This window comes from [Clostridium] aerotolerans DSM 5434, assembly GCF_000687555.1.
GTDB lineage: Bacteria > Bacillota > Clostridia > Lachnospirales > Lachnospiraceae > Lacrimispora > Lacrimispora aerotolerans.
The window spans coordinates 45,615-65,201 of record NZ_JHWJ01000011.1 but is presented as its reverse complement, the minus strand read 5'-3'; the positions used below and the strand labels follow the sequence as shown (position 1 = coordinate 65,201).

Annotated in this window: 21 protein-coding genes; 18 read left to right on the top strand and 3 right to left on the bottom strand. The window is 45.7% G+C overall.

Translation table 11 applies throughout. The features are described from left to right. Positions 1–65 precede the first annotated feature (65 nt). Positions 66–713, top strand: coding sequence for a flavodoxin family protein (locus tag T546_RS0114885; RefSeq protein ID WP_026892300.1), 648 nt, complete (start codon positions 66–68; stop codon positions 711–713). A 54-nt stretch (positions 714–767) separates the two neighbouring features. After that, complete coding sequence (locus T546_RS0114880) at positions 768–1,304, top strand: flavin reductase family protein (RefSeq protein WP_026892299.1); 537 nt, start codon at positions 768–770, stop codon at positions 1,302–1,304. Between the two features lie 6 nt (positions 1,305–1,310). Here the strand turns inward: T546_RS0114880 and T546_RS0114875 are convergent, their stop codons facing one another. Continuing rightward, positions 1,311–1,892 carry a TetR/AcrR family transcriptional regulator gene (locus tag T546_RS0114875; protein ID WP_026892298.1) on the bottom strand — a complete coding sequence of 194 codons (582 nt, stop codon included), beginning with the start codon at positions 1,890–1,892 and terminating at the stop codon, positions 1,311–1,313. A 153-nt stretch (positions 1,893–2,045) separates the two neighbouring features. On the opposite strand from T546_RS0114875, the gene T546_RS0114870 reads away from it, so the two are divergent. The 9 genes from T546_RS0114870 (at position 2,046) to T546_RS0114830 (ending at position 10,765) form a co-directional block, all read left to right on the top strand. Beyond that, complete coding sequence (locus tag T546_RS0114870) at positions 2,046–3,230, top strand: MFS transporter (RefSeq protein ID WP_026892297.1); 1,185 nt, start codon at positions 2,046–2,048, stop codon at positions 3,228–3,230. A gap of 148 nt (positions 3,231–3,378) precedes the next feature. Then, the gene (locus tag T546_RS0114865; protein ID WP_026892296.1) at positions 3,379–4,221 is read left to right on the top strand and encodes a helix-turn-helix domain-containing protein; all 843 of its coding nucleotides are present in this window, start codon (positions 3,379–3,381) and stop codon (positions 4,219–4,221) included. 146 nt (positions 4,222–4,367) lie between these two features. Then, complete coding sequence (locus T546_RS0114860; RefSeq protein ID WP_026892295.1) at positions 4,368–4,757, top strand: Rid family hydrolase; 390 nt, start codon at positions 4,368–4,370, stop codon at positions 4,755–4,757. A 42-nt stretch (positions 4,758–4,799) separates the two neighbouring features. Further along, positions 4,800–5,936, top strand: coding sequence for a tyramine oxidase subunit B (locus T546_RS0114855; RefSeq protein WP_026892294.1), 1,137 nt, complete (start codon positions 4,800–4,802; stop codon positions 5,934–5,936). Between the two features lie 16 nt (positions 5,937–5,952). Further along, a complete protein-coding gene (locus T546_RS0114850; protein WP_026892293.1) occupies positions 5,953–6,267 on the top strand; it encodes a (2Fe-2S)-binding protein in 315 nt (104 codons plus the stop codon). 26 nt (positions 6,268–6,293) lie between these two features. Continuing rightward, positions 6,294–7,877 (top strand): FAD-dependent oxidoreductase, encoded by a 1,584-nt coding sequence (locus tag T546_RS0114845; protein ID WP_026892292.1) that lies wholly within the window; start codon positions 6,294–6,296, stop codon positions 7,875–7,877. Beyond that, positions 7,874–8,200, top strand: a complete 327-nt coding sequence (locus T546_RS0114840) for a (2Fe-2S)-binding protein (RefSeq protein ID WP_026892291.1) — start codon at positions 7,874–7,876, stop codon at positions 8,198–8,200. The genes T546_RS0114845 and T546_RS0114840 overlap by 4 nt, the downstream gene beginning before the upstream one ends. A 4-nt stretch (positions 8,201–8,204) precedes the next feature. Continuing rightward, a complete protein-coding gene (locus T546_RS0114835) occupies positions 8,205–9,332 on the top strand; it encodes an NAD(P)/FAD-dependent oxidoreductase (RefSeq protein ID WP_026892290.1) in 1,128 nt (375 codons plus the stop codon). Between the two features lie 95 nt (positions 9,333–9,427). Continuing rightward, complete coding sequence (locus tag T546_RS0114830; RefSeq protein WP_026892289.1) at positions 9,428–10,765, top strand: APC family permease; 1,338 nt, start codon at positions 9,428–9,430, stop codon at positions 10,763–10,765. A gap of 83 nt (positions 10,766–10,848) precedes the next feature. Here T546_RS0114830 and T546_RS0114825 read toward each other — a convergent pair whose 3' ends face one another. Continuing rightward, positions 10,849–11,541: an aspartate/glutamate racemase family protein gene (locus tag T546_RS0114825; protein WP_026892288.1), complete on the bottom strand. Its 693-nt coding sequence runs from the start codon at positions 11,539–11,541 to the stop codon at positions 10,849–10,851. Positions 11,542–11,715: 174 nt separating this feature from the next. Here T546_RS0114825 and T546_RS0114820 point away from each other — a divergent pair, with 174 nt between their 5' ends. Together T546_RS0114820 and T546_RS23675 are read left to right on the top strand one after the other, a co-directional pair. Beyond that, positions 11,716–13,155, top strand: coding sequence for a DUF1266 domain-containing protein (locus tag T546_RS0114820; protein ID WP_026892287.1), 1,440 nt, complete (start codon positions 11,716–11,718; stop codon positions 13,153–13,155). A 3-nt stretch (positions 13,156–13,158) separates the two neighbouring features. Then, a complete protein-coding gene (locus T546_RS23675; protein WP_051629873.1) occupies positions 13,159–14,016 on the top strand; it encodes a metallophosphoesterase family protein in 858 nt (285 codons plus the stop codon). Positions 14,017–14,021: 5 nt separating this feature from the next. On the opposite strand, the gene T546_RS0114810 is transcribed toward T546_RS23675, so the two are convergent. After that, on the bottom strand, positions 14,022–15,143 hold the full coding sequence (locus T546_RS0114810; RefSeq protein ID WP_026892286.1) for a PucR family transcriptional regulator: 1,122 nt from the start codon (positions 15,141–15,143) through the stop codon (positions 14,022–14,024). A 159-nt stretch (positions 15,144–15,302) separates the two neighbouring features. Here T546_RS0114810 and T546_RS0114805 point away from each other — a divergent pair, with 159 nt between their 5' ends. The 5 genes from T546_RS0114805 to T546_RS0114785 all read left to right on the top strand — a co-directional run bounded on the left by T546_RS0114805 (position 15,303) and on the right by T546_RS0114785 (position 19,563). Further along, entirely contained in the window at positions 15,303–15,911 is a 609-nt protein-coding gene (locus tag T546_RS0114805; protein WP_026892285.1) for a cytidylate kinase-like family protein, read from the top strand. A gap of 116 nt (positions 15,912–16,027) precedes the next feature. Beyond that, positions 16,028–16,750 (top strand): amino acid ABC transporter ATP-binding protein, encoded by a 723-nt coding sequence (locus T546_RS0114800; protein ID WP_026892284.1) that lies wholly within the window; start codon positions 16,028–16,030, stop codon positions 16,748–16,750. A 12-nt stretch (positions 16,751–16,762) separates the two neighbouring features. Further along, a complete protein-coding gene (locus T546_RS0114795; protein WP_026892283.1) occupies positions 16,763–17,458 on the top strand; it encodes an amino acid ABC transporter permease in 696 nt (231 codons plus the stop codon). 29 nt (positions 17,459–17,487) lie between these two features. Beyond that, positions 17,488–18,366, top strand: coding sequence for a substrate-binding periplasmic protein (locus T546_RS0114790; RefSeq protein WP_026892282.1), 879 nt, complete (start codon positions 17,488–17,490; stop codon positions 18,364–18,366). 66 nt (positions 18,367–18,432) lie between these two features. Next, a complete protein-coding gene (locus tag T546_RS0114785; protein WP_026892281.1) occupies positions 18,433–19,563 on the top strand; it encodes an iron-containing alcohol dehydrogenase in 1,131 nt (376 codons plus the stop codon). Positions 19,564–19,587: the final 24 nt, after the last annotated feature.

Genomic DNA, 19,587 nt, shown 5'->3' with positions numbered 1-19,587 from the left:
ATAAAAGACAAACTCTGGCTTATTCTTAATTGAATACATAATAATAAAAATTATGGAGGGTCGCTATGAAAGTGTTGGCTGTCAATGGAAGTCCACGGAAAAATGAGAACACGGCTGTATTGCTTCGGAGTGCATTAGGAGGTGCACACGAAAACGGTGCAGAAACAAGAATGGTAAATCTATATGATTTGAATTTCAAAGGCTGCTTAAGCTGCTTTGCCTGCAAACGAAAGGGCAGTATTTGTAATGGGATCTGCGCAGTAAAAGATGATTTGAAGGAAGTATTGGAATACGCATTGTCCTGCGATGTAATATTCCTTGGATCACCCATTTACTTCGGTGAGGTCACCGGTGTGATGCGCTCTTTTCTGGAACGTCTGTTTTTCCCCAATCTATCCTATAATGAGGGAGAATTATCCACCTTTACGGGAAAGATTGCTTCCGGATTTATCTATACCATGAATGTTCCAAAAGATATTATGGAGAAAATCAATTACGAGGCCATCTTTAAGCAGAATCAGCACCTTTTGGAGCTGTTTCATGGAACATCAGAGATTTTAATCAGCAGCGATACATACCAGTTCCACGATTATTCCAAGTATGAAGCTTCCAGATTCGACGAGAGCCATAAAGCCAAAGTAAAAGAAGAACAATTCCCCGTGGACTGCCAAAATGCCTATGAAATGGGGATTCGTTTGACGGAAAGGGAGTAAGTATTTTACCAATGGTTCATTGGTTGAATAAATAGAAAAGAAAAGGAGAGAGCAATGAGAAAAGAAATTGATGTATTTGAATATGCTTCAGAGATTTTAAAAGCAGTTAAGAGCGGTGCTTTGCTGACAACAAAGGCCGACGACAAAGTAAACACCATGACCATAGCCTGGGGAAGTCTTGGAATTGAATGGGGAAAACCGATTTTCACTGCATTTGTCAGAGAAAATCGGTTCACAAAGAAGCAACTGGATAAGAGTTCTGAATTTACAATTAATATCCCCTATGGTGATCTTGATAAAAAGATTTTGGGGATATGCGGAACGGAATCCGGTCATATTGTTGATAAAATTCAGAAGCTGAACCTGACACTGGAGCCATCTGTTTCGGGAACAGTACCAGCCATAAAGGAACTTCCCCTCACCCTGGAATGTAAACTGGTATACAAACAAAAACAGGACGAACATGCGATCCCAGAAGAATTCAAAAAATCGTGCTATCCTCAAGATGTTGACGGCTCCTTTTACGGGGCTAACAGGGATTACCACACCGCTTACTATGGTGAGATTGTGTCCGCCTATATCATTGAATAAATGTTTTTATGGATTCCCATTTAGTCCAGCAAAAGCATAAGCAATCAGCTTCTTTACAAATGCCGAATCCACAGGTTCTCCTGTGATTAAAAGCCGATAGAAGATAGGAGCAAAAATAAGGTCAATACATAGCTCGATGTCCAGATCCTGCCTTAACTCCCCTCGCTCCATTCCCCGTTCCATTATATGCTTTGAGATCAGTCTCCGGGGATTAAAATACCGGTCTCTGTATTCCTTTGCCACCTTTTCATCGGATTGTCCTTCTGCAATCAATTCTGTTATAACTCTGCCTTTGGGGCTTATCAGAAATGCAGCCAGATGATCCGCCTGCAGGATCAAATCTTCCTTTGCAGAGCCGGTATCCGGTACCTCTAACAGTAATTCCGTGGCTGCAAAAAAGCCGTCCAGTACCACGGCAGCCTTATTGGGCCACCATTTGTATATGGTGGCCTTACTTACCCCTGCTTTTTCCGCAATTCCTTCCACTGTCATAGAAGGAAAGCCATTCTCCAGCAGAAGCTCATACGCTGCATCCAGTATGGCTTTCTTTGTCTTTTCGCTTCTGGGACGTCCCATTTTTTTCTCCATATGATTCTCCCTTTTCCACTTATAATCAATTTAAATACGTTGCGTTCATTATAACATAAAAAAATATAAAAAAACAGGGTTGACAAAACGAAACGATGCGTTTAATATGTAATTAATAAACGTTGCGTTTAGTATATAGAGGAGGATAAAAAAATGATGATTGAAACCAAGGAAGAGAAAAAGATTCCCAGCTGGCTGATCCTGCTTTTGGCTGCCTCCTGCGGCCTGATTGTTGCAAACCTGTATTACTCCCAGCCCCTGGTGGGGCCTATCAGCAAGGATACCGGAATTTCTCCTGGCATGTCCGGGTTAATTGTTACTATGACCCAGCTTGGCTACGCCGCAGGACTGTTGTTTCTCGTACCTTTAAGCGATTTACTGGAAAACAGGAAATTGACTGTTTCCACTCTTCTTGTTGCCATTGTGGGACTTTTAACAGCGCCACTGTCAAAGAATACAGAACTCTTTTTTCTGTCAGCCGTTCTCATCGGAGCCGGGTCTGTAGCCGCTCAGGTGCTGGTGCCCTTTGCAGCTCATCTGGCACCGGCAACGGAACGGGGAAAGGCCGTAGGTAACGTAATGAGCGGACTTTTGCTTGGAATCATGCTTGCCAGGCCTGCCGCCAGCCTGATTACCGGATACCTTGGTTGGAGGGCAGTGTATTATTTATCAGCCGTTATCATGGTGGTTCTTACGTTAGTTTTAAGCAGGCTTCTTCCTAAGAGAAACCCAAAGCCCACGGAAAGCTATAAGAAGATCATTAAGTCCCTTTGGCATTTGATTTGTTCCATCCCTCTCCTTCGCCGGAGATCCCTTTATCAGGCAGCCCTTTTTGGAAGCTTCAGCCTGTTCTGGACCGTGGTCCCCATGTATTTATCCCAGCATTTTCATTTGGACCAGAAGGAGATTGCGCTCTTTGGCTTTGCTGGAGTGGCGGGAGCTGTGGCGGCTCCCATTGCCGGAAGACTTGCGGATAAGGGGTATTCCAGACTTCTTACAGGAATCGCATTTTTACTGGCTGCGTCTTCCTTTGGTCTGATCCATGTATTTGCCGGTCAGGAAAGCATCTCCTTATTCCTGTTTTGTGCATCTGCAATCCTTCTTGATATGGCGGTTTCCGGGAACCTGGTTCTAGGGCAGCAGGCCATCTATTCTCTTGGAGATGAGATTCGGGGCAGGGTCAATGGTTTATTTATGGCAGTATTCTTCCTGGGAGGTGCCGCAGGGTCAGCCCTTGGTGGCTTTATCTATGCAAGCGGAGGCTGGAATATGGCTTCTGTACTTGGAATCGTTCTTCCACTAGCCGCCTTTCTTTATTATCTGACGGAGAAAAAGTAAGGTAACAGGATTAATTTGGCAAAGGGAGGGTTATTGACAAACTTTCTCTAAAAGAGTATAAGTTAAATATCAATCGCAATGGAGTCTTTGGCTCTGCTGCGATTTTTTTTACCCATTTACTAGTTCTCACAGAGAAGAGGGACCGCTTATGAAGGAAAGAAATCATGTTGGGATGCTGCATCCAAAACAGCCGGGCTTTGTTCTGGTCACGGGCGCATATAAGAAATACAGTCTTATGGATTATGGAATTTCCCATTTCTATCAGTTTGATGCAGAGTGTGATTTCATGACTGCAATTCCCGATGCCTGTGTGGATATCCTTTTTTACAATACAGGGACCCGCTTAGAATCCAGGGTCGCAGGCACCCTTCTTGCGAAATCTGAGGTGGAGACAGCGGGTAAATGCAGACATTTCGGAGTTCGTTTTCTTCCTGGGGTCAATCCGGTCCTTAAGCATAGAAAGATGTCAGAGCTGGTGAGTAAAGAACAGAGTTATGAAGATATGTTTGATTCAAGTTCAGAAAGAGATCAATTATTTGAAACACTGTGGAAGGAAGAAAGCTTTGAACAGAGAATTAAGACCTTCCTTCTGTTTTATCGAAAGAATTATGAGACCCAGCAGGAAACATACAGCCTTAAGTCCTATCTGCGTCAGGAAATCATGGCTTCAGGCGGCAATCTTAAGTTAAATGAGCTTCAGGAAAAAACAGGGTATTCCCTTCGTTACTTAAACAAGGTCATTACAGAGGAATTTGGCATTGGGCCAAAAGAGCTTCTTCGGATCATCCGGTTTCAAAATGCCATCGACGAGCTGACAAAGACTGTGAACCGTCCGGATATGACGAGGGCGGCCCTTGATACGGGATATTATGACCAGTCTCATTTTATAAAAGATTTTAAGGAGTTTACCAGTCATACTCCCTCCAAATATCTAAACAGTCTGGTGACAAACAGTTATCAGGAGAAGTTAAAGGTCATCACCAAAATGTGATGCTCCCATGGAAAAAAATAAATATGTAGTTCCGATTTTTACAATTATTATCCGATGTCCGACGGTAGAATGTAGAGAAATAAAGGACAGAGAGGTCTTGTGATCATGACGATCACAGGGCCTCTTTTTTATAAGGAGGGTGAGAAGTGAAACGAACCAATTACTCATCGGGAGCACCGCTTGAAGAACTGGCAGGGTATTCCAGAATGGTAAAGATAGGGGAACACATCTATATCGGAGGAACCACATCAGTCCAGCCAGATGGTACGGTCTTTGGAGAAACACCGTATGACCAGGCAAAATACATTTTTACAAAATTCATAGAGCTACTCAAACAGGCCGATGCAGACGCCTCTCATGTATTTAAGGTAAAGGCGTACTTAACGGATATGGAATCTTCCAAAGAGGTGGGGAGAGCATACTCCGAATTCTTCAAAGAAGTAAGGCCATTGTTCACCATGGTGGAAACTCCAAAACTCAACCGTCCGACCCAGTTTGTAGAGATTGAATTAGAAGCAATGACCGGATGTGAGTAATAAATAACTGCTGGCATGAATTTAGAAATGGAGGAAGTCAAAATGAGCGATCCAAGAATTGATTTTTTATATCTGGGTGAAGAGGAAATGATTCAGGCAGGTGTTACAGATATGGCAGGCTGTGTGGATGCCATGGAGGAAATGTTTCGATTGATGAAGCTGGGGGATTTTCGAATGGGCGGGCCAAACGGCAATTCCCATGGTGTGATGATGACATTTCCCCAGGAGTCCCCATTTCCCAACATGCCAACCGACGGGCCAGACCGGAGATTCATGGCAATGCCGGCTTACCTTGGAGGGAAGTTTGATATGGCAGGCATGAAGTGGTACGGCTCCAATACGGAAAACAGAAAGAAGGGACTGCCAAGGTCCATTCTCATGCTCACCTTAAACGATAAGGATACGGGAGCACCCCTCGCCTTTATGTCCGCCAATGTATTAAGTGCCTTCCGTACAGGGGCGGTGCCTGGAGTGGGAGTCAAGTATTTCTCCAAAGAAGATTCCAGGGTGGTGGGCGTTATCGGCCCAGGCGTTATGAGTAAAACAGCCTTCGACGCCACTATGGCAGTGAGAAAGGGAATCGAGACAGTTAAAATTAAGGGACGAAGCAAGGAATCCATTGACGGCTTTATCCGTTATATCAAAGAAAAGTATCCCAGTGTAAAGAACTTCCAGGTGGTAGAGACCATGGAAGAGGCGGTAAGAGATTCCGATATCGTTCACATAGCGACCTCAAGCCCTACCGGCGATATCAAGGAGTATCCCTATATCGAAGAAGCATGGATCAAGCCCGGTGCTATTCTCTGCTGCCCGGCAGCTGCAAGATTTGATGATGACTTTATCTGTAATCGGGCAAGGACCGTGACCGATAACATTCAGCTTTACGAAGCCTGGAAGGAAGAAATCGGGGAGAACGCTTACCACACCATCCCAATTCCAGCCGTCCGCTGTATGGACTTAGTCGAAGAAGGAAAGTTAAAGCCAGAGCAGATTGACGATCTGGGAGACGTGATTATGGGAACCGTTCCGGCACATCGGAAGGAAGATGAAATCGTCATCTATTCCGTAGGCGGAATGCCTATTGAGGACGTTGCATGGGGAACCATTGTTTACCGGAATGCTCTTTTAAAGGGAATCGGGAAAAAGCTTAATTTATGGGAGACCCCATATCTGGCATAAGGAGAGGAGGAGAATCATGAGAATCACAGAACATCCAGTTCTTGGAACCATGGAAGAAAAAAAGACAATTACATTTACTTATGATGGAACTCCCATCACAGGCTATGAGGGAGAGCCCATCGCCATTGCCCTGGAGGCTGCTGGAATCATGATCCACCGTTATACCAAAAAGAACCATGAGCCACGAGGCATCTTCTGTGCCATTGGAAGATGCACAGACTGTGTCATGGTGGTAGATGGTAAGCCCAATGTCAGAACCTGTATCACTCCATTAAAAGAAGGAATGGATGTGAGGACCCAGTACGGCGTAGGAACAAAGGAAAACGGATAAGGGATGGAAAACGGAGGGCAGAAGCCATGACAAGATACGATCTAATGATTATAGGAGCGGGTCCGGCTGGCTTGTCAGCCGCAATCGAAGCTGCGGCATGCGGCTTGAAGGTCATTGTATTTGATGAAAATGCAAAGCCCGGCGGACAGCTTTTTAAACAAATCCATAAATTCTTCGGTTCAAAAGAGCATAAGGCCAAAATCAGAGGCTATCAAATCGGAGAAGAGCTTTTAAAGGAAGCCAATGAAAACGGAGTAGAGGTAGTTTTAAATGCCACAGTAGCAGGACTTTATCAGGATAAGGAAATCACGGTCACCATTGACCAGGAAATCAGACATTATAAAGGGGATGCGGTGATTGTAGCAACGGGAGCATCGGAAAACATGGTTCCCTTTGAAGGCTGGACCCTGCCGGGAGTCATTGGTGCAGGCGCGGCCCAGACCATGATGAACCTGCACGGGGTAAGACCTGGCAATAAGGTATTGATGCTTGGCTCTGGAAACGTAGGGCTTGTGGTCAGCTTTCAGCTTCTTCAGGCTGGCTGTGAAGTGGTGGCACTGGTGGATGCGGCACCAAAGGTGGGCGGGTATGGCGTCCATGCGGCTAAGGTGGCACGGTGCGGAGTCCCCTTTTACTTATCTCATACCATAATAAAGGCAGAAGGAACAGACCGGGTCACCGGCGTTACCATAGGGGAAGTGGATAAGAACTGGCAGGTCATTAAAGGGAGCAGCAAGCATTTTGAAGCAGATACCATCTGTCTTGCGGTCGGATTATCCCCCATGTCCCAGCTGACCAAGATGGCAGGCTGTGCCATGAAGGATACTCCCACCGGTTATGTGCCGGTGTGTGATGAGACAGGAGCTACGAGCATTCCTGGAATCTTTGCAGCAGGAGATGTATCCGGCATTGAAGAAGCCAGTTCCGCCATGATAGAAGGAAGGATTGCAGGAATCAGTGCGGCAGAATATTTAGGCTTTGCAACCAGAGAGAAACAGGAAGAAAGAGTCAAAGAATTAAAAGAAGCTTTGGTAAGCTTACGGGAAGGCATGTTCGCGCCAGAGAATCGTGGAAAAACCGTGGAAAAAACAGATGAGGGCATTGACGTCTCCTTAAATCTTTTAAAGAAGGGATATGTGGCGGATTCTGAAATCAGCCGGTTTCCTGGAGTCACCAGAGGAAAAGGAATTCATCCCGTCATCGAATGCACCCAGAACATTCCCTGCAATCCCTGTCAGGATTCCTGTCCAAGAAAATGCATTCTGGTGGGCAATAAAATCACAGCTCTTCCAATCTTTCAGGAAGAAAAAGGCTGTACCGGCTGTGGCTTATGCGTTTCCTCCTGCTCCGGTCAGGCCATATTTTTAATCAATGAGGAATTGGAGCCTGGCTTTGCCTCCATCACCATGCCTTATGAATTTCTTCCTCTTCCAGAGCCGGGAGATATGGGAGCTGGCCTTGACCGAAGCGGAGCGGAGGTTTGCGAGGCAGTGGTCATCGAGGTGAAATCGAAAAAAGCCTATGACCGTACCTCTTTGCTTACCATCAAGGTACCCGTAGATATGGCAATGAAAGCCAGATTCTTTCGCAGACAGGAGGTAGAGGCATGAGTAAGAGAAATGACCGGTCCAGGGAATTAAAAGAATTTATGCAGGAGCCGGATGATGGTCTTATCATCTGCCGCTGTGAGGAGGTCACCAAGGGAGAAATTAGGAAGGCCGTTCACGAGGGAATGTTCACCTTAACGGAAATCAGGCGCTTTCTCCGTTCCGGCATGGGGCTTTGCCAGGGGCAGACCTGCGGGAATCTTGTAAAGAGAATCGTGGCCAAAGAACTGGGGGTATCCCCTCTTGAGCTGGAGCCAGCTCCCTCAAGAGCCCCCATGAGACCCATTGAGATGAAGGTACTTGGAAACGAACGAAGGGAGGAGTAGGAGCATGTCAAAGTGTGCGGATATCATTATTATCGGCGGAGGAATCATAGGAAATGCCACTGCCTATTATCTGGCGAAAAAGGGCTGTTCCGTCATCGTCCTGGAAAAAAGTGACCATATGGGAAATGGCGGGTCCAGCAGAAATGGTGGCGGTGTGAGGCAATCAGGCCGTGACAAACGGGAATTGCCTCTCGCCATGTACGGGATCAAACATCTATGGCCCCATCTGTCAGAAGAGCTTGGCATGGATGTGGAATATTATCAGCACGGCAATCTCCGCCTGGGAAAAACGGAGGACCATCTAAACATACTGAGAAAACTGGCAGACAATGCGTCCTCCTTAGGACTTGACGTCCAGATGGTAGATGGAAAAGAAGCAAAAAGCATCTGTCCTTATCTTTCCGACGAGGTGGTGGGAGCAAGCTGGTGTAAGACTGACGGCCACGCAAACCCCATGCTTGCAACTCTGGCCTACTATCGAAGCGCAAGAGCCCTTGGCGTTCGGTTCATCACAGGAGAAGAAGTGGTGAGCATCCGAAAAATCAAGGGGAAAGCAAGGCAGGTCATTACCTCAGAAGGCAGTTATGAGGCAGAGACAATCATACTGAGTGCAGGCTATGACAGCAGAAAGCTGGCAGCTACGGTCGGAATTGACATTCCTGTGAATCAGGCGCTGTTAGAGGTTCTGGTCACAGAGGCACAGCCACCCATGTTTTATCAGATGCTTGGAACGGCCATGGCAGATTTCTACGGGCACCAGAGCACCCACGGGTCATTTGTATTCGGAGGTGCCTCCGGATACGAGGGGGTCAATAAAGACGACGGGACTCCGGTGACCAGCAGCCTGACCGCTTCCTGTATATGCAGAGGAATCATGAAATACTTCCCCTGTCTTTCCGAGGCAAAGATCGTCAGGACCTGGGCCGGCTGGATCGATGCCTGTGCAGACCACGTTCCGGTTATCAGCCGGGTGGAAGAGGTTCCAGGACTGATCCTGGGATGCGGCTTCTCAGGTCATGGATTTGGAATCGCTCCCACGGCTGGAACATTACTTTCCCAGATCGCGGTAGGAGAAGATCCCGTCCTCGATGTAAGCGCATTTCGCTACGATCGATTCAAGGCAAAAATATAACAAGGCAATGGAGCTTAAAAACCTTAGGTGACAAAGGCGTCTACGTACTGTAGACGCTTTTTGTGTTCCTATAAGCATTTAAAGGAGGAGCGGCAATGGAAAATAACACAACACTGAAACGAACGCTGAAAACGAAAGATCTGATTATCTACGGCCTTATCTTTATGATTCCTTTGGCCCCGGCCGCCATGTACGGCACCTTTTTAGCCCCCTCCGGGGGTATGGTTGCCTTATGTTACCTGATTGGTATGGTGGCGATGTTCTTTACCGGACTCAGCTATAAGCTGATGTCCCAGAAATACCCCTTATCAGGGTCTGTCTATGTCTATGTTCAAAAGGGAATCAACCCTGCCTTTGGCTTTCTCACCGGCTGGTCCATTCTTCTTGATTACATCCTGCTTCCGGCCACGGTCGTAATCATTGGAAGCTCCTTTGCCAATGCCATGTTTCCAGGGGTACCGGTCTGGATCTGGGCCATCGGTTTTATTCTATTCAGCACCGTGACTAATATCATTGGCGTGGATATTATGTCAAAATGCAGCTGGATCTTATTTGCCTTACAGATTGCAGTGATACTTGCCTTTATTATCTGTACCCTTCGGTTGCTTTTTAATGGTACCATTCATTTTAATACCATATCCTTTTATAATCCGGAACAGTTCGATCTATCCGGCATCTTAAGGGCAACGGGAATCGTAATCTTAAGCTACCTTGGATTTGATGCTATCAGCACTCTGGCAGAAGAGACGCTTAACCCGGAAAAGGCGGTTGGAAGGGCCATTATTTTAGCAATCCTGGTCATTGGGGTGATTTTTATTGTCATTACCTTTTTCGCAGGAATGGTCTATCCCAACTATGAGGAGCTGAATGTAGATACTGCCTTTATTGATGTAGTAAGCTTTGTAGGGGGCAAATGGCTGACAGCCATCACTTCCTTCACCCTTGTCTTATCCTTTGGCGTAGCAACCACCCAGGCGTCTCATACGGCGGTTTCCAGAGTCCTCTTTGCCATGAGCAGAGACGGCGTGCTGCCAAAGCAATTGTCCTATATCAGCAAAAAGTACCATACTCCCTTTGTGGCAATCATATTTGTAGGCATTCTCATTACTCCTGTGGCCCTTTTCTGTTCCCTGGAGGTCATAACCACCATGGTAAGCTTTGGCGCACTCTTTGGGTTCATCCTATTAAACTGTGCGGTCATCATTAAGTTCTACCTTCAAAATGAAGAAGCCAGAAAGGGACTTAAGGGAAAAGAATTCTTTTCCTATCTGGTATGTCCCTTCATCGGCCTTGTAGTTGATGCATGGATATTTATCAATCTTGGATTCAATGCACATACCGTAGGCTTCTTATGGCTGTTTTCCGGCTTCTTATACCTGGTCTGGGTGACCCGGTTCTTTAAAAGTCCGGTTCCTCAGCTTGACATGACCTGATAATAACTGTGAACCCGGAATCAGAACAATAAAAAGGAAGAGAAAATGGCTTTGAACATAAAAGCCTTTTTCTCTTCCTTCATTTATGAATTACAGGCATGCCTTGCAGTTTTCTCTGCATGAATCCTTGCGGTATCAAACACGGGAAGTGAGGTGTCTTCCTGCTTGATCATAAGTCCGATTTCCGTACATCCAAGAATTACGCTCTGTGCTCCCTGAGTCTCAAGCTGCCCGATGATCCGCAGATATTCCTTTTTTGAGTCCGGAGATACGATTCCCAGACACAGCTCTTCAAAGATGACCCGGTTGATGATTTCGATATCCTGAGGGTCTGGAATCAGGATTTCAATTCCGGCTTCCTCAAGCTTTTCAATATAAAAGGTCTCTGTCAAGGTATACTTTGTTCCAAGAAGTGCCGCCTTTGTAATCCCGTTCTGTTTTAATTCCTGGGAAACAGCATCTGCAATATGAAGAATGGGGATGGCAATTTTTTCCTGAATCTGAGGCACCACCTTATGCATGGTATTGGTACAGATCACGATAAAATCCGCGCCAGCAGCTTCTAAAGATCTGGCGGCATCAATCATCATGGTGGCACAGATATCCCATTCGCCCCTGGACTGATGTTTTTCAATTTCATAGAAATCTACACTGTTTAAGAGAATCTTTCCAGAGTGCAGGCCTCCAAGCATTTCTTTCACTGTTGTATTGATGATCTGATAATATGTCATGGTGCTTTCCCAGCTCATTCCGCCGATTAATCCGATGGTCTTCAATGTCTTTGCCTCCGCTCTCAAGTTTTATGTTCCTATCCTATCACAAGTAAAAGCGGTTTTCCACGTTTTTTATAATTCCTGCATTTACTTGATAGGAAAAATATAATAAAATGTATTAGAATTATGGAAACATGTATTACTTTTGATAGTTACCTGAAAGACGAGGATCATTGAGTGAAGAACAAATACCTGATATTAGCCGCCATGTACCGTTATGGAATTCTTCCTATGGAAGATAAGCCATCAATGGGTCAGATAAAAGATATATTGACTACGGTCAATCCACATACTGCATTTCCGTACAGCAAGCTCATTGTAAAGAAGGCCTTAAACGATAATTACGGAATTACAAAGCCCCAGGAAGTAGAACCTGTGCTGAAAGAGCTTCTTCATTATGCCGTAACAGACGGGATCATCTACAGCGCCCTCATTGAGATATACCTTCATGCTCCGGAACAGTTTGCTGCCATGTCCCGGGAAAAGGCAGCCGTCTATTTCTCCGCGGGTGAGAGGATCAAACGATACATAAAGCCCTTTGCCCCCGTGTGGGAGCAGTTTCATCTCATGGAACGTTTAAACGAAAGTAAGGAAAAGATCCGTTCCTCTATCCTGGAGTTTTTCCGCCGGGAAAATGACGGAGAGCGTGAAAGCTTATCCATGCTCTTTAAGAAAAATAAATGCTGGCTTTCTTTGACTGGAGGGCGTTCCATGGCTGGCTTTAACTTATCAAGAATCATTTCCATTGTCTCTGATGCAAGTATGGTCGGTTTTATGACAGAGAAGGAAACGGAAGATTTGTTAAACCATTACGGGAAAGTGACCGAAGCTCTCTTTAGCAGCTGGCAGACTTACTTATCCAGTGCCGTGTTTGGAAAACAGTTAATGTCAGCGGTCAGCGGCACCTTTATTCTGGATTCCTCAGGCTACGTGGAGAACTGCTATAAGCTGGCCGCCCACAAGGGGAAGCTTTTAGAAGTATCCGGCCTTTGGACCGGAAGTGATATGACAGAGTTTTGCAGATATATTTCCGAAGGGTACGGAATCGGGCTACATGAGTCAGAATCCCATACCGGAATATCAGAACCACGTTTTGCCTTTTCCCGTTCCAGGGTATTTCCCATTTTTCATAAATACGGAGTCGGTTATCTGCTGGACCAGGAAATTTGTGAGCCTTCCTATACAGTTCCTGTTTCTGATACGAACTCAGAGTGGTTCTCAGATATGGAAGCGCTGGTAAAGAAAAAGAAATTCAAACGCTGCCCGGATGAGATTCCTTTTATGGCCAATTCAAATCTTTTGATTACAGACAGCTATATCCGTCTGTTGGAAAAAAAGCTGTTCGGTTCCAGACTTCATGTGATTCCCTGGAGCCAGAAGCTACATTTTTCCTATGAGTTTACAAAGCATGATTTGATTGCTTTTAAGGTAAATGGCATGACCATGTTCCATTTGCCCCGGAATTATAAAAAGGCAGGAATCAGCAAAAAGGATGATGTAAGACTTCATAAAGATAAAGTGATTTCCTACTATTCAGAGGATATTAAGAATGCCGTACTGGCGTTTTCCGAGCTGAACCAGATTCTTGGGAAAAATCGTGTACATAAGGAGAGATAAGGGATGAACATAGGGGTAATCAGTGATATTCACAGCAATTATCATGGGTTAAAGGCCTGTGTGGACCATGCCATTCTTAAGGGAGCAGACCGGTTCCTATTCCTGGGGGATTATGTCAGTGACTGCGCCTTTCCCCAAAAGACCATGAAGCTTCTATATGAGCTGAAGGACAGCTATGAATGCAGCTTTATAAAAGGAAACCGGGAAGAGTATATGTTAGATTACAGGGCTGGTAAAGGGGAGGGCTGGGTAATGCCATCGTCTGCCACCGGAAGCCTATTATACACCTATGAGAACCTGACAGAACGTGATCTGGACTTTTTTGAAAGTCTAAGCATATCCGGGCGCATGATCGTGAAAGGATACCCGGATGTGCTTTACTGCCATGGTTCTATGGAACACACCAAAGGAGTTTTAAGGCTGGGCACCAAAGAAACAGAAGAGACATTAAAGTCCATGGATGCAGGGGTCCTCTTATGCGGTCACACCCACATACAGGGAGCCCAGGAATATGAAGGGAAAAAACTGATTAACGTTGGATCGGCAGGAGTGCCCTTCTATTACCAGGGAAATGCCCAGTATGGGATTCTTCATGGGCATAAGGGGACATGGGAGGAAGAACTGCTTCAGATTGATTATGATAAGAATCAAGCGGCTTTGGAGCTTCATGAAAGCGGTCTGTTTGAGAGCGCCAACATATGGGCCAGAATCGTGGAAATCTGCTTGCTTACAGGAGTGGACCACTCCAAGGAATGCTTGGAACTTGCCCTTCATAAATACAGGGAGAGAGAAGGCAAAAAGGAATGGACCACACTCCCGGAGGTCTACTGGCAGGAGGCAGCAATGGAGCTGGGAATTTAAGCATATCATTCAATCAGAAAATATTCCCGGATATAAAAGGCCATCAACAATTCAAATTTAATCTTGGAGTCATTCAGCTCCGTATGCAACAATTCTTTTATCTTTTTCAGACGGTAAACAATGGTATTTCGATGGGTATGCATGCTGGAGGCAGTCTCCAGCAGATTGCAGTCCGAAAGAAGAAAGGTTCTTAAGGTATCCACATAGTCTGAATCATGAGAAACATCGAACTCTTCCAAGACTCCCAGGCTTTTTTGACTGATTCCCTTTAACATTTCCGGGTCTGAGGAGGAAAAAAGAATCTGAAAAATCCCCAGCTCTTCAAAATATACAGAAGGAATACTCCAAAAGGAAGCCGCCGCCAGGGCAAACCTTGCCCGCTTATAGCAGAGTCCAAAGTCCATAAGGGACGAAAAGGAATTGCTGATTCCAAGGGTTATGCTGTCACAAAAGAGAAGAATATCAAGGAGCTCGCCAAGGGGAATATCAGGCTGAGACATGAGAACAATCAGGATCTGAAGATGATCATGTTCAAATAAGTGGTATTTTAATTGTCTGTGGTTTAGGGAAAAGGTGATTCTTGTTGTGGTCTGTAGGTTCGAGATGACAAAGATACGGTATTCGGCCTTTGTAGGAAAGCCGTGCTGATTTAAGGTGAGAAGTGTGCTTTCATGAAGGGGAGACTGATAGATGGCCCCGAGAAAGGCGGCGTTAATCAGGTCTGCATTTCTGGTGCTTAATAAAAGAGTTCGGCAATAATCCTGCATAATGTCCACCAGATGAATCTTCCAGGGCATGGTGATTAAGGGGAAGTCACTGTTCTTGCAAAACTCCTTAATATCTTCGGTGATATCTCCTTCGTGGATATACTGCCCTACATTGATTAAGATTCCGCTGCAGCTTCTTGTTACAAGGGCGCAGATGAATTCAGAAAGCGTGATTCCGCTCTGCATAAAAAGTCCGGTGGTGATCACAAGCTCTCCCCCCTTTAAAAATGGCATGTTCTGAAAATCCTCGGCCAGATATACCCAGGAGATTGAGTTGGTAAGTCCTGCTTCGCCGCTTAAAAGCTTTAAGCTGTATTTTTCCTTCGTGGTGTGGTAAAGATCCAAAACCTGAGTTCTCATAGGCGGGTCCTCCTGATGATATGATGGTACAGTATAACATGCTTTGTACCCGGAGTACAACAATAACCGAAAAATTTGGAGGATACACCTATTGAAGCAGGAGAGTCCACAGCGTATAATATCAAAATAATACAGAACCTGAGGAAAGAGGTGTTCCATGTGAGGGAAACATTTGTTGTTACCATTACGAGACAATTTGGCAGCCTGGGAAGACCCATTGCACGGCTGGTCAGTGAGAAGCTGGGAATTGAATACTATGACAGGGACATTGTTGAAATGACTTCAAAGGATTTAAAGCTTCCCGTTTCAGCCATCAGCGATGTAGAAGAAAGTGCGAAAACAGCATTCTTTAACATGAATTATCCACTTGGCATGGGAACCACAGCCATTCAGGATTCCGTCTTTTCTACCCAGAAAAAGATTATCGTAGACTTAGCAGAACGGGAATCCTGCATTATCGTAGGGAGATGTGCGGATCACATTTTAAGGGACCATAAAAATATCATCCATATTTTTATCTACGCTCCTTATGAAGCAAGGCTTTCCAACTGCATCGAAAGGCTGAATATGAAGCCGGATGAAGCAAAGAAGATGATCGCCTCCGTAGATAAGGCCAGAGAATCCTACCACAGACATTACTGCGGATACTTGATGTCCGATAAGGACTATAAGAATGTGATGATCGATTCCAGCTTACTTGGAGTGGAAGGAACCTGTGATATCTTAACAGAGCTTATCCGTAAAAAATTTCCCAGCCTTGTTTCTTAACAGGGAAGACAATTAAATATCAGATACGTCCAGGGCAATGGAGCTTTTGTAAAAAAGACATTGCTCTTTTTTGTTCCAAAAAATAAAAGAAACCAGGAGAGAGGAGGACTAAGGTCATGCTGCAAATAAAAAATTTATCAAAATGTTTCGAGGATCTGGAGGTTTTGCGGGATGTGAATATGACCGTCAGTAAGGGAGAGGTCGTTGTTATTATCGGTCCCTCCGGTTCTGGAAAAAGCACATTTTTACGGTGCATTAACCTGTTAGAAAAGCCTACCGGAGGAGAGATTTTGTATCTGGGAGACAACATAGTCCATTTAGGGAAGAAGGTAACGGATTACCGAAAGCAGGTGGGAATGGTATTTCAGAGGTTCCATCTCTTTCCCCTGATGAGCACACTTGAAAATGTAATGTATGCGCCCATGAAGCTTAATAAGGTGCCTCAAAAGGAAGCCAGGGAGGAGGCACTAAAGCTCCTTGAAAAAGTAGGGCTTTCCCACAAGGCGGATTCCTATCCCTCGTCCTTATCCGGAGGGCAGCAGCAAAGGGTTGCCATTGCAAGAGCCCTTGCCATGAAGCCGGAAATCCTTCTCTTTGATGAACCCACCTCCGCTCTTGATCCTGAGCTGGTAGGAGATGTTCTGGAGGTCATGAAGCAGCTGGCTGGAGAAGGAATGACTATGATCGTAGTGACCCATGAAATGGGGTTTGCCAAAGATGTGGCGGACCGGGTCATCTTTATGGACGGCGGCTACATCGTTGAAGAAGGACCGCCGGATGAAATATTTACCCAGCCGAAAAATGAAAGAACAAAGGCATTCTTATCCAGAGTGCTTTAGGGAGGTGACACCATGGAACTTAATTTTGCAAAAGCATTCGGAACCTTACTGCCCAGTCTTTTAGGAGGCGTGGGAATCGTCCTTTATATCACGCTGGCAGGCTTTTCCCTGGCTTTAATCGCAGCCTTACTCATAGCCATCGGAAGACTTTCAAAGCATAGGCTACTCAGCCGGTTTCTTGGAATCATCATTGAACTGGTCCGGGGAACGCCCCTTTTGGTTCAGCTGTTTTATATCTACTATGTAGTCCCGACCTTAATCAACGGAGTGCTGCTGGCTTTTGGATATGAAGCCAATGTCCAGCTAAAGGCATCTACCTGCGGTATCATCGGTTTTGCAGTCAATTACGGCTGCTATATGTCAGAGGTCATACGGTCAGCCATACTTGCAATTGATCCTGGTCAGAGGGAGGCCGGCCTGGCCCTTGGCTTTAGCGAGAAAAAGGTGCTTTTTCACTTTATCATACCGCCGGCTTTGCGAAATTCCGTACCCGTTTTTGGAAATTATCTGGTCATGTTAATCAAAGACACATCCCTTCTTGCCATGATTTCGGTTCAGGAGCTTCTCCTTCGGACGAAAACCTATGCCTCCCAGACATTTCTTACGGTGGAGGCTTACACCATACTGGCATTGGTATATCTGATGCTAAGTCTTCCTCTTTCCCAACTTGGCGGGATACTGGAGAGAAGGCTGAAAAGGACCCCATAACAAGCATAATAAAGAAAGGAAACAGGAGTATGAAGAACAGAACAAGAAGAAATGGAATCCTATGGCTCATGGTATTTGCGCTTACAGCGGTGTCACTTATGGGCTGTCAGGGAAAGAAATCAGAAACAAAGACAGTAGCAGGAGAATCCGCCATGCTGACAAAAGCAAAGGAAAAAGGCTATCTCCTCATTGGCTCCTCAAACGACGCCCCATTTTCTTATACGGATGTGGAGTCTAAAAAGTTAAAGGGACTTGATATTGAAATCTTAAAGGAGATCTGCAAGCGTTTGGGAATCGGCGATATCCAGATGAAGGTCACAGACTTTTCCAATCTATTGGTAGAGCTTAATAACAAGAACGTAGATATGGTGGCAGATGCCATGTATGTAAAAGACGAACGTCTTCAGATTGCTGCTTTTACGGATAAATGGTATCAGGAAGGCGAGGCAGTGGTAATCCCAGAAAGCTCCTCCATAAAGACCAAGGAAGATTTAAAGGATAAAAAAGTAGGAGCCCAGCCAGGAACCACCTTTTATGAGACTGCACAAAAATGGCTGGATGAAGGAAAAATCGGCGGACTGGAAGCGTATGACAATCAGGCGACCTTAATGACTGCTGTCAATACCGGGAAAGTGGATGCCGTAGTAACCGACGGAATCGTTGCAGGCTATACCCTTTCTTCTGACAGCTCCTTAAAGCTTAAGCTTCTTTCCCCATATGAAGCAGAGGCAAGCGGACAGATCGGTGCTGCGGTACGCTTTGAAGACAAAGAGTTTCTGGCAGAAATTAACAAGGCGCTGAATGAAATGAAAGCAGATGGAACGCTGTTAAAGATATTAAAGGATTACGGCCTGACAGAGGATTATTTTGTAGGCGTAGAAGAAGGAAAGACAACAAATGTAAAATAGCAGTATGCAGACCCGCTTTCAACAAGCGCCGGTCAGCCTACAGTTTGACAGGAAAGAGGATTTTACATGGAATTTCAATATTATTTACCGGTCAACCTGGTGTTCGGACGCGGGAAGGCAGATGTCATTGGGGAAAGGGCAGCCGCTCTTGGGACCCGGGCCTTGATTGTTACGGGCGGAACCAGCACCAGGAAATCAGGACTCTTAGACAGAGCCATAAAGCAGTTAGAGGACCATGGAGTTTCCTATGTATTGTTTGACAAAGCAGAGCCAAACCCCCTGACCACCACCGTAAGCAAAGGGGCCGAAATTGCCCGAAGGGAAGGGTGCGACTTCATCCTTTCCATAGGAGGCGGAAGCAGCCTGGATACGGGAAAGGGGATTGCCTTTCAGGCGGTAAATGAAGGGGATATCAGTGATTATATTTATGGAAAGAAGAATAGCGATAAGGCTCTTCCTGTTCTGGCAGTGCCAACCACCTGCGGAACAGGAAGCGAGGGAAATGGCTTTGCCGTCATGACTAATCCAGAGACCCTGGATAAGAAATCCCTGCGGTGCAGTGCCATCGTTCCGGCTTGCTCCATTGTAGACCCTCAGTTGATGATGACAATGCCAGGAAACATACTTGCTTCCGTTGGCTTTGATGCCCTTTGTCACAACATAGATGCTTACCTTTCTGCCACATCCCAGCCTCTTACGGAGCTTATGGCCTTAGAAGGAGTAAGACTTGCAGCAGAAAGTCTTGTAAGCCTTTACGAGGGTACAGAGGATTTAAACCATTGGGACCAGCTCTCACTTGCCAGCACTCTTGGCGGTATGGTAATCAATACCGCTGGGGTCACGGCTCTTCACGGAATGGAGCATCCGGTCAGCGGTTTAAAGGACGCCGTTCACGGAAGAGGACTTGCCGCTCTGGCGCCCTATGTATTTGAAGCCTCCATAAAGGGGGCACCCCATAAGTTTGCTACACTTTCTAAGCTTCTCGGAGGAGAGGGAGAATGGGATTTTACAGATCAGATCAGAAACCTTATCACTCGTTTGGGCCTTACGGAAGGTCTTAAGGATATGGGAGTTGAAGAGAGTGATTTAAATTGGCTGACAGAGAACTGCTTTAAGGTTTCTGCCCCCAGTATGGCAAACCACCCGGTGGTGTTTACCCCGGAAGAAGTTAAGGAAATCTATAGAAAATCACTGTAAGACGTTGTGCAAACGCAGCGCAGA